General features: G+C 73.9%; 14 protein-coding genes. 6 read left to right on the plus strand and 8 right to left on the minus strand.

Annotated features, from left to right (window positions below; genetic code table 11):
* Nucleotides 1-53 precede the first annotated feature (53 nt).
* Both EYQ95_RS24600 and EYQ95_RS24605 read right to left on the minus strand, forming a co-directional pair.
* The gene (locus EYQ95_RS24600) at nucleotides 54-785 is read right to left on the minus strand and encodes a helix-turn-helix domain-containing protein (protein ID WP_165924854.1); all 732 of its coding nucleotides are present in this window, start codon (nucleotides 783-785) and stop codon (nucleotides 54-56) included.
* Nucleotides 786-887: 102 nt separating this feature from the next.
* Nucleotides 888-3,044 (minus strand): transglycosylase domain-containing protein, encoded by a 2,157-nt coding sequence (locus EYQ95_RS24605; RefSeq protein ID WP_207916653.1) that lies wholly within the window; start codon nucleotides 3,042-3,044, stop codon nucleotides 888-890.
* Between the two features lie 235 nt (nucleotides 3,045-3,279).
* On the opposite strand from EYQ95_RS24605, the gene EYQ95_RS24610 reads away from it, so the two are divergent.
* On the plus strand, nucleotides 3,280-3,579 hold the full coding sequence (locus tag EYQ95_RS24610) for a KGG domain-containing protein (RefSeq protein WP_132331580.1): 300 nt from the start codon (nucleotides 3,280-3,282) through the stop codon (nucleotides 3,577-3,579).
* Between the two features lie 223 nt (nucleotides 3,580-3,802).
* Here EYQ95_RS24610 and EYQ95_RS24615 read toward each other — a convergent pair whose 3' ends face one another.
* Nucleotides 3,803-4,708 carry a cobalamin B12-binding domain-containing protein gene (locus EYQ95_RS24615; protein WP_132331582.1) on the minus strand — a complete coding sequence of 302 codons (906 nt, stop codon included), beginning with the start codon at nucleotides 4,706-4,708 and terminating at the stop codon, nucleotides 3,803-3,805.
* Between the two features lie 121 nt (nucleotides 4,709-4,829).
* Between EYQ95_RS24615 and EYQ95_RS24620 the strand changes: the two genes are divergently transcribed.
* Together EYQ95_RS24620 and EYQ95_RS24625 are read left to right on the plus strand one after the other, a co-directional pair.
* A complete protein-coding gene (locus tag EYQ95_RS24620; RefSeq protein ID WP_370451339.1) occupies nucleotides 4,830-5,360 on the plus strand; it encodes a fasciclin domain-containing protein in 531 nt (176 codons plus the stop codon).
* A 27-nt stretch (nucleotides 5,361-5,387) separates the two neighbouring features.
* The gene (locus EYQ95_RS24625) at nucleotides 5,388-5,609 is read left to right on the plus strand and encodes a DUF378 domain-containing protein (RefSeq protein WP_132331585.1); all 222 of its coding nucleotides are present in this window, start codon (nucleotides 5,388-5,390) and stop codon (nucleotides 5,607-5,609) included.
* Nucleotides 5,610-5,695: 86 nt separating this feature from the next.
* Here EYQ95_RS24625 and EYQ95_RS24630 read toward each other — a convergent pair whose 3' ends face one another.
* The 3 genes from EYQ95_RS24630 to EYQ95_RS24640 form a co-directional block, all read right to left on the minus strand.
* Nucleotides 5,696-6,301 (minus strand): Hemin transport protein, encoded by a 606-nt coding sequence (locus tag EYQ95_RS24630; protein ID WP_132331587.1) that lies wholly within the window; start codon nucleotides 6,299-6,301, stop codon nucleotides 5,696-5,698.
* Nucleotides 6,302-6,367: 66 nt separating this feature from the next.
* Nucleotides 6,368-6,565 (minus strand): hemin uptake protein HemP, encoded by a 198-nt coding sequence (hemP, locus tag EYQ95_RS24635; protein WP_132331589.1) that lies wholly within the window; start codon nucleotides 6,563-6,565, stop codon nucleotides 6,368-6,370.
* Nucleotides 6,566-6,804: 239 nt separating this feature from the next.
* Nucleotides 6,805-7,584 carry an SDR family oxidoreductase gene (locus tag EYQ95_RS24640; protein WP_132331591.1) on the minus strand — a complete coding sequence of 260 codons (780 nt, stop codon included), beginning with the start codon at nucleotides 7,582-7,584 and terminating at the stop codon, nucleotides 6,805-6,807.
* A gap of 58 nt (nucleotides 7,585-7,642) precedes the next feature.
* Between EYQ95_RS24640 and EYQ95_RS24645 the strand changes: the two genes are divergently transcribed.
* Nucleotides 7,643-7,921, plus strand: coding sequence for a hypothetical protein (locus tag EYQ95_RS24645; RefSeq protein ID WP_132331593.1), 279 nt, complete (start codon nucleotides 7,643-7,645; stop codon nucleotides 7,919-7,921).
* 553 nt (nucleotides 7,922-8,474) lie between these two features.
* Here the strand turns inward: EYQ95_RS24645 and sppA are convergent.
* A complete protein-coding gene (sppA, locus tag EYQ95_RS24650) occupies nucleotides 8,475-10,364 on the minus strand; it encodes a signal peptide peptidase SppA (protein ID WP_132331595.1) in 1,890 nt (629 codons plus the stop codon).
* A 70-nt stretch (nucleotides 10,365-10,434) separates the two neighbouring features.
* Complete coding sequence (locus EYQ95_RS24655) at nucleotides 10,435-11,805, minus strand: MATE family efflux transporter (RefSeq protein WP_243700069.1); 1,371 nt, start codon at nucleotides 11,803-11,805, stop codon at nucleotides 10,435-10,437.
* A gap of 108 nt (nucleotides 11,806-11,913) precedes the next feature.
* Between EYQ95_RS24655 and EYQ95_RS26645 the strand changes: the two genes are divergently transcribed.
* Both EYQ95_RS26645 and EYQ95_RS24665 read left to right on the plus strand, forming a co-directional pair.
* Nucleotides 11,914-13,215 (plus strand): DUF3667 domain-containing protein, encoded by a 1,302-nt coding sequence (locus EYQ95_RS26645; protein WP_207916656.1) that lies wholly within the window; start codon nucleotides 11,914-11,916, stop codon nucleotides 13,213-13,215.
* Nucleotide 13,216: 1 nt separating this feature from the next.
* On the plus strand, nucleotides 13,217-13,556 hold a 340-nt coding region (locus EYQ95_RS24665; RefSeq protein ID WP_165924855.1), incomplete at its 3' end, for a DUF4286 family protein.

The following is a 13,556-nucleotide window of genomic DNA, read 5'->3' on the forward strand; positions in this document are numbered from 1 at the left end:
GGGCACCGCAGGCCGCAGGAACCTCGCCTGCCGCGCGCCCGGCCCGGGGGCGCTCAGGCCGCGCTGCCCGCCACCGCCGCCAGCCGCGGCGGGTCGAGGATCTCGATGCGCCGCCCGCGCACGTACAGCATGCCGTCCTCCTGCAGACGGGTCAGGCTGCGGCTGACCGATTCGAGCGTGAGGCCGAGATAGGCGGCGATCTCGTCGCGGGCCATGGGCAGGCGGAAACCGCCCGGCGGCGCGCCCAGGGCGCAGTAGCGACGGCTGAGGTCGTCGAGGAAGCCGGCCACGCGCTCGTGGGCGAGCCGGCGCATCAGCAGCGCGGCATGGTCCATGTCGCGCGCGATCCCCAGCCCGACGACGCGGTGCAGCTGAGCGCGGAGTTTCGGCAGGCGGGCGGCGGCTTCGGCCAGGGCCTCGTAAGGCAGTTCGCAGACGTCGGCCGGCTCGAGGGCGATGGCGTCGCAGCGGTGGCGGCCCGCGCCCAGCCCGTCCAGTCCGATGAGCTCGCCGGGCAGGTGGAAGGCGACGACCGTGGCTTCGCCCTGGGCGCTGGGCACCACGGCCTTGAACGTCCCGCAGCGGGCCACGTGCACCGCCGACATCGCATCGCCGGCACGGTAGAGGGCCTGGCCGGCGTCCAGCCTGCGTCGACGGCGCACCAGGCGGTCGAGCTCGGCCTGGTCGATGGGGTCGATCCCCGCCGGCAGGCAGGCCTGGCGGACCGAGAGCTGGCCGCAGCGGCGCTGGAAATCGGCGAAGTCGAGGACGTTGGAGGTATTCACGCCTGCAGACTGCCCGAACCGGCGTGGACGGCGGCTGCACGCGGCACCCCTCCCATCCGGCGGCGGCAACCGCCGTCGGCACCGACGCCCGCCGCAGGTGCGCTACCCGTGGGCCGCTGACGCGCCCGCGGCCGGTACGGGCCGCCGCGCGCGTGGGCGCTGCTTTGTGGCCAGGCCGGGCAGGAGCCGGCCGGCGACCGTCGCGGCTCCACCGTCGTCGTCCTCGCCACGCTCGACCGGAGGCGCAGGCACGTCCTCCGGCGGCGCGACGTCGACCGTTTCGGGGACTTCGGCAGGCGGTGCGTCCTCCACCGCCACGTCCTCCGGTGGCAGCTCGTCGGCGGGCTCCAGCGCCTCGACCGGGAACGGCATGGGCTCGCCGGGCGCGGCGTCCACGTCTTCCGGGATCACGTCAGGATCCATGCCCTCGACGTCCACGGGAGCCGGCCCCGGCACCGGCGCCCCGCGCACCCGCTCGGCCGGGCGGCCGCGCGAGGGCGCCATGCGCAGGGCATCGTCCATGAAGTCGCGCCAGATGCGCGCGGGCAGGCCGCCGCCGGTCACGCGCCGCATGGGGCTGCCGTCGTCGTTGCCCACCCAGACGCCCACCACCAGGTCGCCTGCCATGCCCACGAACAGCGCGTCGCGGTAGTCCTGCGTGGTGCCGGTCTTGCCGAAGGCCGGCACGCCCAGCCGCGCGGCGCGGCCGGTGCCGTGGTCGACCACGCCCCAGAGCAGGTCCAGCATCATGGCGCGGCGCCGCGGGTCCAGCGGCGCGGCCGGCGTGGCCGGGCGCATGGCCGGCAGGCCGTGCGGCACCACGGGCGCGGCGCCGGCGGCGAAGGCGGCATAGGCCGCGGTGAGCTCGAGCAGGGTGACCTCGTACGTCCCCAGCGCGATGGTGGCGTCGGAACCGAGCTCACTTTCGATGCCGAGCTCGCGCGCGGCACGCACCACGGCCTCGGGGCCGAGGCGGTCGACCAGCCGCACCGCGGCGACGTTGCTCGAGCGCGCGAAGGCCTCGCGCAGCGGGATGGTGCCGGCATAGCGGCCGTCGTAGTTCTCCGGCGACCAGTCGCCCAGCGTGAGCGGGGTGTCCTGGATCGGCGTGGCCGGCGAGGCGCCCTGCTCCAGCGCGGCCCAGTAGGTGAAGAGCTTGAAGGCCGAGCCGGGCTGGCGCCGGGCCTGGGTGGCGCGGTCGAACTGGCTGGCCTTGTAGTCGCGGCCGCCCACCAGCGCCCGCACGTCGCCCTCCGGCGACATGGCCACCAGCGCGGCCTGGCTGGCGTTGCTGCGCGCGCCCTCGCGGGCCAGCCAGCGCTGCACGGTGCGCAGGGCATGGCGCTGCATGCGCGCGTCCAGCGTGGTGCGCACGCGGATCTCGCCGTAGTCGGCGCCGAAGGCCTCCTTGGCCTGCGGCGAGACCCAGTCGGCGAACCAGGTGCCCACCGGCAAGGCCGCGCGACCCTCGCGCACGCGCGGGCGGCGCGCCTTCCTCGCCTGCTCCGGGGTGATCGCCCCGGTTTCGGCCATCGCCTGCAGGACCACGCGCATGCGCGCCCGCGCGGCCTCGAGGTCGTTGGTCGGCGCCAGGCGCGAGGGCGCCTTGACCAGCCCGGCGAGCATGGCCGCCTCGCCCAGGTCCAGCTTCTCGGGGGGCTTGTCGAAGTAGTGCCGCGCCGCCGCCCGCAGCCCGTACACGCCGTCGCCGAAATACACCGCGCTCAGGTAGCGCGAGAGGATCTCCTCCTTGCTCAGGCGCGCTTCCAGGTACAGGGCGATCAGCGCCTCGCGGATCTTGCGGCGGAAGGTGCGGTCGGGCTCCAGGAAGGCGGTCTTGGCCAGCTGCTGGGTGATGGTGCTGCCGCCCTGGCGGACCTCGCCCGCGCGCACGTTCTGCACGGCGGCGCGGGTGATGCCGCGCAGGTCGATGCCCATGTGGTCGAAGAAGCGCCGGTCCTCGATGGCCACGAAGGCGGCCGGCACGTGCGGCGGCAGCGCGGCGGCGTCCACCGGGGCCTCCTTGTACGCGCCGCGGCGCGCGAACGGCTCGCCATGGCGGTCGACCAGCACCAGCGTGGGATCGGGCAGCGGCTCCAGCGCGCGGTTGAGGGGCAGGCGCCAGGCCATCCACGCGAAGGCGAGCAGGAACAGGCCCAGGGCGACGAGCAGGTTGCGGCGGTGTCGATGCCACCAGGACGGACGGGCCGGTGGCGGGGCGTGGTCGGGGGTGGTGGCGAACGCGGGGGTCTCGAGCATTCGCAGATGAGAGCACCCGCGGCGTGAGCGGGTCGCAGCGCGTGGTTTCGACCGCCCGCCTTGCCTAAATCAGCTGAACTGCGTTAGCCGCGCTTTCACCGCATCCAAGCCGGCCGCTAACGGCCGCATGCCTAGCATCGATCGCGCCCGGGGCTGGAGCGCCGGCCACGGGCTCCCGTAATCCTCACCACCCCCACATGCAGCGATCGAGGCATCGCGGACCAGGAGCTTGGACATGGCGAACAACAACAACGGCGGCAACACGAGTGGACGCAGCAACCGCGGCTTCGCGGCGATGGACCCGGCCGAGCAGCGCGCGATCGCCCGCAAGGGCGGCGAGGCGGTGAGCCAGGACCGCGAGCACATGGCCGCGATCGGCCGCAAGGGCGGCGAGGCCTCCGGCGGCGGCAACCGTCGCGGCTCGCGCGGCGAGGAACAGCAGGGCATGAGGGCGGGCGGCCGCGACAACCAGGGCCAGTTCTCCTCCGGGCGCGGCTCCTCCTCGGGCTCGCGCGGCGATCGCGAAATGCTCTGAATCGACTTCGCGTCGGTTCCGCTCCGGACGGGCGCCGCGTGGCGCCCGTTCGCATGTGCGCCCGCCCCGCCACCCGTCCACGGTGGCCGTGGCGCGGCACCGCGGCGCGTCGGCACGCCTGGCCTGCAGCGCTGGCGCCTGACACCGCCAAGGCCGGGCGCTCCAGCGGCTTTCCGTCCAGCAGCCGGCTCGGCGTGCATCGGCGCCGGATCGTCAGGCTCCGCTACGTGCTGCGCCGCGCTGTGCCTGCGCGTGCGCGCAGCGCCGGGCTGCGCGCGATCAGATGCGCGTCGTCCACCGGGCGGATCCGTTGCGAGCGCAGCTCCTCGGCGAGGTAGCGCGCGTTCGCACCGCCGAGCCAGACGGGCAGGCCCGGCGCGAGGCTGGCATCGAGCTCACGCAGCTCCTCCAGCGCCGGCCGCGCCTGCCGGGGATCCACCGAGCTCAGCGCGACGCCGCCGACATCGAGCTTGGCCGCCACGCGGGCGATCTCGGCCGCCGGGAGTTCGGTGCCGAGGTAGAGCAGCGGCACGCCCGCCTCGTGCACCTGCAGGGCCGCGCCGATCAGGCCCAGCTCGTGGCGCTCGCCCGGAAGCGTGGCGAACAGCAGGCGGGCCCGCTGCCCGCGCGCCGGCGGGCTGAGCACGGCGAGCAGGCGCATGCGCAGCAGGCTGCTCACCAGGCGTTCCTGGGCGATGGCGAGGCGGCCGTCGGCCCAGCGCAGCCCCACCTCGCGCAGCAGCGGCATGACCACGCGGCTCATCAGCACCGGCATCGGCAGGGTGGCGATCGCCACGCACAGGTCCCGATCGAAGACGTCGACCCGGTACTCGCCGATCGCGTCGAGCATGCGCGCCGGCAGTGTCTCCACTCCGCCGTAGGCCGCCTGCCGGCCGTCGTCGAGCAGGCGGTCGAGGGCCGGGTCGTCCAGGCGGACGAGGTCGCGGATGGGATGGCCGCGGTCGGTGAGGCGATGAAGGCGCGAGAGCCGCTCGATGATGGCCGCGTCGTAGAGGCGGCGACCGCGCGCGTCCCGGGCCGGGCGGATCGCGCCATGCCGGCGCTCCCAGGCCGGCAGGGTCTCGGTGCTCAGTCCGGCGAGTTCGGCCGCGGCCTTGATCGGGTACACGCGTCGAATGCACAGCCTTTGTACAGCGCAGAGCCGTACGTCTGCCTAACGATGGCGCAAGGACACTCCGTGGCGTCCCCCGCACTTTCCGTTCCGGAGAACCGTCATGGCTTCGCGTCCGATCGCATCACGTCTTTCCGCCCTGGCCACCGTACTGGCCCTGGCCGTTTCCGCACCGGTCGCGCTGGCCGCCGCGCCACGTGGTGGCGAGGGCGGCCCGCACGGCCCCGCCCAGGCCCAGGGCGACATCGTCGACACCGCGCTGCACGCCGGTCAGTTCAAGACCCTCGCCGCCGCGCTGCAGGCCGCGGGGCTGGTCGACACGCTCAAGGGCCCCGGTCCGTTCACCGTGTTCGCGCCCACCGATGCGGCCTTCGCCGCGCTCCCCGCGGGCACCCTCGAGAGCCTGCTCAGGCCCGAGAACCGCGCGAAGCTGGTGGCCATCCTCACCTACCACGTCGTTCCGGGCCGGGTGAGCGCAAGCCGGGCGGCGACGCTGGACTCGGCCGCCACGGTCCAGGGCGGCCGGCTGGCGATCCGCGCCTCCGGCAGCACGCTCAGCGTCGACGGCGCCCGCGTCGTGGCCCCGGACGTGGCGGCCAGCAACGGCGTCATCCACGTCATCGACACGGTCCTCATGCCGCAGGGCTGACGCCCCGCCCCACCCGGAGAAACTGCGATGAAAAGCCTGAATTTCCTGACGCTGGCGCTGCTGGTGATCGGTGGCCTCAACTGGGGCCTGGTCGGCGCGTTCGAGTTCGATCTGGTGGCGACGCTGTTCGGCGGCCAGGACGCCGTGCCCGCGCGCGTGGTGTACGTGCTGGTCGGCCTGTCGGCGCTGTGGCAGATCGTGGCGCTGACACGCTCGGGCCCGCGCGCCCGCGTCGTGCACAGCGCCTAGCAGGACGGCAGGTGCGTTGGCGCCGGACAGCCGACCGGCGCCAGCGCATTGCCGCTACCGCGAGCGCCGTTGCCGGCACGCGGCGCTCAGTGGCCCCGCCTGCAGGCTTCGACGCAGGCACTGCAGCGTTCGCGAAGGTGCGCGGCGTTGACTGCGCCCTCCCTGCGCGCCAGCTGCGCGGCGATCCCTGCCCCGAAGTCCGACACGCGCACCAGCGATGCGCCCAGCGCGCCGTCGCCCGCCGCGTGTAGGCGCACCACGTCGGCCGCGCGCGGCGGCTCGCGCAGCGCCGTGATGGCGCCCTGCCACAGCCGGGCGAGCAGGCCCTCCCCCGCCGGATCGGCCGCCGCCGGCAGTCCCGCGGCGAGGCGCGCCCAGGCCGCGGCATCGCTGTCAGGCAGGCGGTGGAGCCGCCAGCAGCGGCGGCCGGCGGCGTCGAGGAAGTCGATCCACTCGCGCGGGCCGTCGTTGTCGGTGACCGCGCCGACGGCGCAGCCCACCGCGCGGGCCCAGCCGGCGAGCTGTCCGCCGGGCTCGACCGGGTACAGGCAGAGCACCGCACCCAGCGCGGCCAGCTGGGCGGCCTGCGGGAGCCGCGTGCGCGGCGGGGCAAGCGGGCGGCGGGCGCGATGAAGCCGGGATTTCGGGAACAGCACGGCGCCGGGCTCGACGGCGGGCAGGATCGGACGCATGGGAGGCTCGCGGGATGCGGCGCTGGCGTCCGGCGGGCCGGTGGCTGGCTGCCTGGAGTGGGCGGACTACTTGGTGAGGATCAGCTTGCCGTTGCGCGTATGCCGCAGGCGATAGCGATCGTCGCCATGGCGGATCTCGAGCTCCCGCGCGCCCCGGAACAGCAGGGCGCTGTCGATGCCCGGCGGGCGGGCCGTGGCCGGGTCGGGCTGCGGCCGGGACGGGGCGGGGGTCGGGCCGATGGGCCCGGTGGAGGTGAGGGTCATGGCGACATTCCCTGATCAGTTCGTGCAAACGCTAATCATTCGCAACAACTGCGTCAACGGTGGGATGGTCGCGGCGGTAATGCGGGCCGACGGCTTCGATGGTCATGCCGTTTTGCCGTGCCGCCTCCAGCGGGCCGGCGCGATACGCCTGGGGAAACTCCTGCGGTGCGACAGTGCCGCCCGCCGGCACCGGCGCCGCCCTGTCGCGCCGATGGGGTCCCCGACGATGCGACCGGGCCTCAGAAGCCGTAGCGCAGGAACCCGCCGTCCACCGCGATCGTCTCGCCGGTGATGTAGGACGACGCCGGCAGGCACAGGAACGCGACGGCCGCGGCGACCTCCTCCGGCTCGCCCACGCGGCCCAGCGGCGTGCGCAGGAGCACGTCGTCCAGGTAGTCGGCATCGGCCAGCTTCACCGACGTGCGCCGCGTGCGGATGTACCAGGGCGCCACGGCGTTCACGCGCACGCCGTCGTCGGCCCATTCCACCGCCAGGTTCTTCGTCATCTGGTGCAGCGCGGCCTTGGCCATGCCGTAGGGCGCGCCGGTGCGCACGTGGGTGAGGCCCGACACGCTGCCCACGTTGACGATGCACGACTGCGCATGCCGCGTGAGCAGCGGATGGGCCCAGCGGGCGAGCTCGAAGGCCGAGAACAGATTGACCTCGAAGATGGCGCGCCACTCGTCGTCGGCGTAGTCGGTCGCCGGCTTGGACAGGTTGCCGCCGGCGTTGTTGACGAGGATGTCGAGCTGGCCTTCGCCCTGGTCCTCGACCCAGTCCAGCAGTTCGCGACGCTGCTCGTCGACGCCGACATCGGCGGTGAAGGCCATGACCAGGCGGTCGGGGAATTCCTCCGTCAGCTCCGCACGCGCGGCGTCGAGCGCATCGGCCTCGCGCGCGGCCAGCAGCACGTCGGCGCCGAAACCCAGCAGCTCGCGCGCGATCGCGCGGCCGATGCCGGCGCTGCCGCCGGTCACGAGCGCGAGCTTTCCATCCAGCCGCCAGCGGGTGTCGTGCATCGCATGCCTCCGAAAGTGCGGGCGTAGGATAGCCACCTCACCACCGGAGATCGCCGCCATGACCCGATGGATCCTGCCCGGCCTGCTGCCCACCCTGCTGCTCGCCGTCGCCGCCTGCTCGCGTCCGCAGGCGCCCGACAAGGAGCAGCCGCCGGAGCCGAAGGCGTCGGCAGTCGCCGATGCGGGGCGACGCGACGACCTCGCCCGCGCCGTGCGCGAACCGCTGGATCGCGCCCGCGATGCGCAGGCCGCCCTCGATGCCGCGGCCGATGCACGGCGTGCGGCGGTCGAGGCCGCCGAACAGGGCGCCGACGTGGTGGATGCGGCAACGCGATAGCGCGAACCGGTGTCCAGGGGCGGGCGCCGGATGCCCGCTGGCGGAAGCAGCGCAGCGGGCTCCGCGTTCGCCGGGACGATGGCGTGCGGCGCTTGCACGCGTGTCGCCCTCCCGCGCCGGGCGATCGCATGCGCCGGCTGACTCCCGGTCGGTGCGCCTTGGAGCGACCGGCTGCCACGCCCGGACCGAGCGGGTCGAGGCAGGGCTTGATGCCGTGCACGGACGAGGCATCGAAGAAGCCAACGTCCATGGATGCCCGCGTTCGCGGGCATGACGGCATGGATTGCGTATCGCGTCGCCATGGCGACGCGGCCGCCTCAGCGCACACGAACGCACGCATCACGGTGCGGGCAAGGCGGCCGTCATGCGCACGGATGCAGCCATCACGCTGAGGACATGGCAGCCGGCATGCGTACGAAGGCCGGCATGGCGGCGCGAAGTGGGTATCGCTTGCCGTAGCAGGCGCCACGCGCGCCGCAGGCATCGTCGTGACCACCGCAATGCGAAACGCCCGGCCTGGGCCGGGCGTTTCGTCACTGCACCGCCGGGCGCGTTACAGCCCGCAGAAGCAGTAGGCCACCGCCTTGACCGGCGCCCCGCGGCGATCGGTCGCCACCTTCTCGAGGAAGCGCAGGTCGCGCGCGGCCTGCGGGGCCATGCGCGCCAGCAGCGTGCGGGCCATATCCGAATCGCGCAGCAGCATCGCGCCCACGCGGCTTTCGGCCACGCCGCCGAAGAAGCGCTCGAAGGGCGTGCCGGTCTTCTCGATGTAGCGCACGCGCCAGGCCTTGCGCTCGCCCAGCTTGGCGCGGCGTGCGGCATCGTCGATCGCCACCTGCAGGCCGCCCATCGCATCCACCAGCCCGCGCTGCTGCGCCTGCGCGCCGCTCCACACGCGCCCGCGGGCGACGGCGTCGACCTGCTCGACGCTGCGCCCGCGCGCGTCCGCCACGCGACCGGTGAAGTCGCGGTAGCCCTTCTCGATCACCGACTGGATCACGCCGCCGACCTGCGGATCGAGCGGGCGGGTGATGTCGAAAGCGCCGGCCAGCGGCGTGGTGCCCACGCCGTCGGTGCGCACGCCGATCTTCTCCAGCGTGCGCGGGATCGTGGGGAACAGGCCGAAGATGCCGATGGAGCCGGTGATCGTGCTCGGGTCGGCGTAGATGCGGTCGGCGTTCATGCTGATCCAGTAGCCGCCGGAGGCCGCGACGTCGCCCATCGAGACCACGACGGGCTTGCCCTCGCGCTTGAGCGCCTCGACCTCGCGCCGGATCTGCTCGCTGGCGAACACCTCGCCGCCGGGCGAGTTCACGCGCAGCACCACCGCGCGCACGTGCTCGTCGTCGCGCGCCTCGCGCAGCAGCGCGGCGGTGGAGTCGCCGCCGATGGTGCCGGGGGGCTGGTCGCCGCCGGTGATCTCGCCCTCGGCCACCACCACGGCGACCTGCTTGCCACCCACCACCGGGCGCAGGCCCTCGTCCAGGTGCGCCAGGTAGCGCTCGAGCGTGACGTGGCGGAAGCCACCCTCGGCGTCCTCGTCGGCCAGCCCACGCTCGGCCAGCAGGTCCTCGACCTGCTCGCGCGTCTTCAGGCCGTCGACCAGCCCCTGCCGGATCGCCACCTGCGCGAGGTCGCCCTGCGCGTTCGTGACCGCCGCGGGCAGCGCGTCGATGGACGACTTGACCTGCGCCGGCGGGAGGCGGCGGGCCTTGGCGACGTCCGCGACGTAGCGCTGCCAGACATCGTTCATCCAGAACAGGTCGGCTTCCTTCGACTCCGGCGACGCCGCGTCGAGCACGTAGGGTTCGGCGGCGGACTTGTACTCGCCCACCTTGAACAGGTGCACGTCGACGCCGAGCTTGTCCTGCAGCCCTTCGCGGAAGTACTGGCGGTAGCGGCCCAGGCCTTCGAGCAGCAGCATGCCCATCGGGTCGAGGTAGACCTCGTTGGCCTGCGCGGCGAGCAGGTACTGCTTCTGGTCCATCTGCTCGGAGAAGGCGATGACCTGCTTGCCCGAGGCGCGCAGGCGCGCGATGGCGTCGGCCACCTCGCGCAGGCTCGCGAAGCCGCCGGCCTGCAGGCCGTCCAGGTGCAGGAAGACGCGTTCGATCTTCCTGTCCGTGCGCGCGGCTTCGAGCGCGCGCAGCAGGTCGCGCAGCTGCACCTCGTCGCGCCCATCGCCCAGCGCCTTGGCCAGCGAGCGCGTGAACGGATCGGCGGTGTACTGCTCGACCAGCATGCCCTCGGGGGCGATCACCAGGGTGCTGCGATCGAGCACCGGGCGCGCGCTGCCGCCGGCGATGGCCGCGAGGATGAACATCAGCAGCAGGAACAGCAGGCCGAAGAACAGGAAGTTGGTGATGAGCCGGCGGGTGAAGTTCATCACGTCCCACAGGCCGACGAAGAAGCTCGCGACGGGGCCGCGGCGGGTCTGGTTCATTGCGGAGGGATCTCGGTCGATTGCCATGACAGGGTAGCGGGGCGGCCGCGGTGGCGGCATGTGTCGTGCGTCACCGGCCCATCCGGACGGCCAGCCGTTCAGGCCGGCTGGAGCGGGCCAGGCGCGTGCCCAGCAGCACCGCGGCCACGGTGAGGCCGGCGATCAGCCCCAGCCACATGCCGCGCGGGCCCCAGGCCGCGTTGCCGGCCAGCCCCAGGCCCAGCGTGGCGCCCAGCGGCATGCCGATGCCCCAGTAGGCGAACGCGGCCAGGCCCATGGGCACGCGGGTGTCCTTGAGCCCGCGCAGCGCGCCGGCCGAGAGCACCTGGATGCCGTCGGGGAACTGGAAGGCCGCCGCGTACAGCAGCAGCGACGCCGCCAGCGCCGCGACCGCCGCGTCCTGCGTGTACAGCGACACCACCGTCTCGTTGCCCGCCAGCAGCACGATCGCCGACAGCAGCTGCGTGCCCAGCACGATCGCGTAGCCGGCCAGCGCGGCGCGACGCACGCCGGCCCCGTCCGCGCGGCCCAGCGCATGGCCCACGCGCACCGTGGTGGCCTCGGCCACGCCCATGGGCACCATGAAGCACAGGCTGGCCACGTTGATGGCGATCTGGTGCGCCGCCGCGGGCACCTCGCCCAGGCGCCCGATCAGCAGCGCGGTGACGATGAACAGGCTGCCCTCCATGAGGATGGTCACGCCGATGGGCAGCCCGGTGCCGAGCAGGCCGCGGATGTCGCGCCAGCGCGGCGGGTCGAAGCGCCCGAACAGCCGCAGGTCGCGCATGCGCGGCGCGCGCTGCAGCACGAAGGCGAAGGTGATCGCCTGCAGCCAGAGCATGATGGAGGACGCATAGCCCAGCCCCGCCGCGCCCATCTCCGGCAGGCCGACCGCGCCGAAGGTCAGCGCATAGCCCACCGGCACCAGCACCACCAGCCCGAGCGCCCCCAGCAGCATGGTCGGCAGCGTCCAGTGCAGGCCCTCGGCCAGGTAGCGCATGCAGAAGTAGAAGGTGAGCGCGGGCACGCCCCAGCGGATGCCGTGCAGGAAGTCGGTGGCCCCCGGCACGATGCCCGGGGCGATGCCCATGGGCGCCAGCGCGAGCGGGGCGAGCGTGAGGAACAGGAACATCAGCAGGCCCAGCGCGGCCGCCAGCCACAGCGCCTGCCGGAACAGCGGGCCGATCTCGCCGCGGCGGCCGGCGCCGTCGAGCTGCGACACTGAGGGCGGCACCGCCATCAGCGTGCCCATCGGCACCATCAGCGGCAGCCAGAAGAGCGCGGTGCCCACCGCGACCGCCGCCAGCGTGGCGGTGCCGTGGCGCCCGGCGATGGCGTTGTCGACGAAGCTGATCAGCCCGGTCGACACGTGCCCGGCCACCAGTGGCGCGGCCAGCGCGGCGCTCCTGCGGATCTCGGCGGCGAGGCGGGGTGCGGACACGGCGGCGACCGATGCGGCGGGCCATCTTAGCGGCGGCGACAGGCACCACGGTTCACGGCGGCGCCCCGCGCGTGGTGCAATGCCCGCGCCATACGCGAAGGGGACGCGATGCACGCCGACTTGCCCACCGCCTGCGAGAACTGCGCCACAAAGCTGCAGGGGGCCTACTGCCACGTTTGCGGCCAGCACGCGGCCAATCCGCTGCGCCACTTCGGGCATGCGGTCGAGGAGGTGTTCGAGTCGTTCTGGCACCTGGACGGCCGCGTCTTCCGCACCCTGCGCGACCTCGTCGTGCCCGGCCGCGTGGCCTGCAACTACCTCGCCGGCCACCGCGTGCGCTACATCGCGCCGCTGCGCCTGTTCGTCATCCTCACGGTGCTGACGTTCTTCGTCGGGCAGATCGCCGCGGGCGTGGGGGCCGCGCGTGGCGCGGGCAACGGCGGCGGCGTGGTCCAGGTGGGCGGCGACGGCGACGAGGACATGCGCGCCATCCGCGAGGCGAAGACGGTGGCCGCCGTCGAGGCCGAGCTCGCGCGACGGCTCGCGGCCCTGCGCGAGGCCCGGGAGAACGCGTCCTTCGTGCCCGGGGTGAGCGCGGCGGTCGAGGCGGAGGAGCGGCAGGTCCGCGCGGCGGCGAGCGCGCGCATCGCCGCCCTGCGCGCGGCCGCGGCCAAGGCGTCGCCCGCCGGCCCGGATGCGGCGCGGCCACCCGCTGCCGCGGCGCCGGTCGCGACAGCGCCTGCCTCCACGACGCCGGCCCGCGGCGATCCGGCCAGCGCACCGGACACGCCTGCGGCAACGCGCGAGGACGCACGCCGCGGCCTGCAGCAACTGGCCCGCGAGTTCGGCCCGCTGCGCGACCCCGCCAGGCCCTGGCACGAGGAGGACAACCCGGTCGATGCGGCCTGGGTCCCCGCCTTCGCCGACGGCTGGTTCAACCACCGCCTCGCCAACCTCGAGCGCAACGCCGAGCGCTTCGAGCGCGAGGGCCTTGGCCTGTTCGCCAAGCTGCTGCTCGCCTCCGTGCCACCCGCGCTGTTCGTGCTGGTGCCGGTCTTCGCGCTGCTGCTGCGCGCGCTGTATCCGTTCGCGGGGCGGGGTTACCTGGAGCATCTGGTGGTGGCGCTGTACAGCCACGCGACGATGCTGCTCGTGCTGCTGGTCACGTTCGCGTTCGTGCTGCTGCGCGCGGCGCTGCCGTGGACGCCGGTCGAGGTCGCCAGCTACGTGCTCACGACCGCGCTGTGGGTGGCGCTGCCCGTCTACCTGTTCGCGATGCAGCAGCGCGTCTACCGCCAGCACTGGCTGGCCACCGCGGCCAAGTACGCCGTGCTCGGCACCGCCTACGTGATGCTGGTCGCGCTGGTCGCGCTCTATGGCGTGCTCGCCGCGGCCACGGCGGGGGCCTGACATGCTGGTCTACGAGGTCTGCGTCGAGATCGAGCCGTCCGTGCACGATGCCTACCGCGCCTGGCTGACCGGCCACGTGGCCGAGATCCTCGCGCTGCCGGGCTTTCTCGGCGCCGAGACCTTCGAAGTCGTCGAGCCGCAGGCGCTCGATGCCTGGCCGGCGGTCTGCGTGCAGTACCGCCTGGCCGACGAGGCCGCGCTCGCCGCCTACCTGTGCGAGCACGCACCGCGCCTGCGCGCGGACGGCCTGGCGCGCTTCGGCGGCCTCGCGCCGCCACAGCAGGACCCCGCCTGCGACCGAGGCAGCCACCACGAGCGTCGTGGCCAGGAAATGCGCGCGC

It is taken from the genome of Lysobacter sp. N42 (genome assembly GCF_004344885.1).

Bases quoted from the DNA above. Each gene is read 5' to 3' on its own strand.
- EYQ95_RS24605 (WP_207916653.1), bottom strand. From the start codon at position 3,044: ATGCTCGAGACCCCCGCGTTCGCCACCACCCCCGACCACGCCCCGCCA.
- EYQ95_RS24610 (WP_132331580.1), top strand. From the start codon at position 3,280: ATGGCGAACAACAACAACGGCGGCAACACGAGTGGACGCAGCAACCGC.
- EYQ95_RS24625 (WP_132331585.1), top strand. From the start codon at position 5,388: ATGAAAAGCCTGAATTTCCTGACGCTGGCGCTGCTGGTGATCGGTGGC.
- EYQ95_RS24630 (WP_132331587.1), bottom strand. From the start codon at position 6,301: ATGCGTCCGATCCTGCCCGCCGTCGAGCCCGGCGCCGTGCTGTTCCCG.
- hemP (WP_132331589.1), bottom strand. From the start codon at position 6,565: ATGACCCTCACCTCCACCGGGCCCATCGGCCCGACCCCCGCCCCGTCC.
- EYQ95_RS24640 (WP_132331591.1), bottom strand. From the start codon at position 7,584: ATGCACGACACCCGCTGGCGGCTGGATGGAAAGCTCGCGCTCGTGACC.
- EYQ95_RS24645 (WP_132331593.1), top strand. From the start codon at position 7,643: ATGACCCGATGGATCCTGCCCGGCCTGCTGCCCACCCTGCTGCTCGCC.
- sppA (WP_132331595.1), bottom strand. From the start codon at position 10,364: ATGAACCAGACCCGCCGCGGCCCCGTCGCGAGCTTCTTCGTCGGCCTG.
- EYQ95_RS26645 (WP_207916656.1), top strand. From the start codon at position 11,914: ATGCACGCCGACTTGCCCACCGCCTGCGAGAACTGCGCCACAAAGCTG.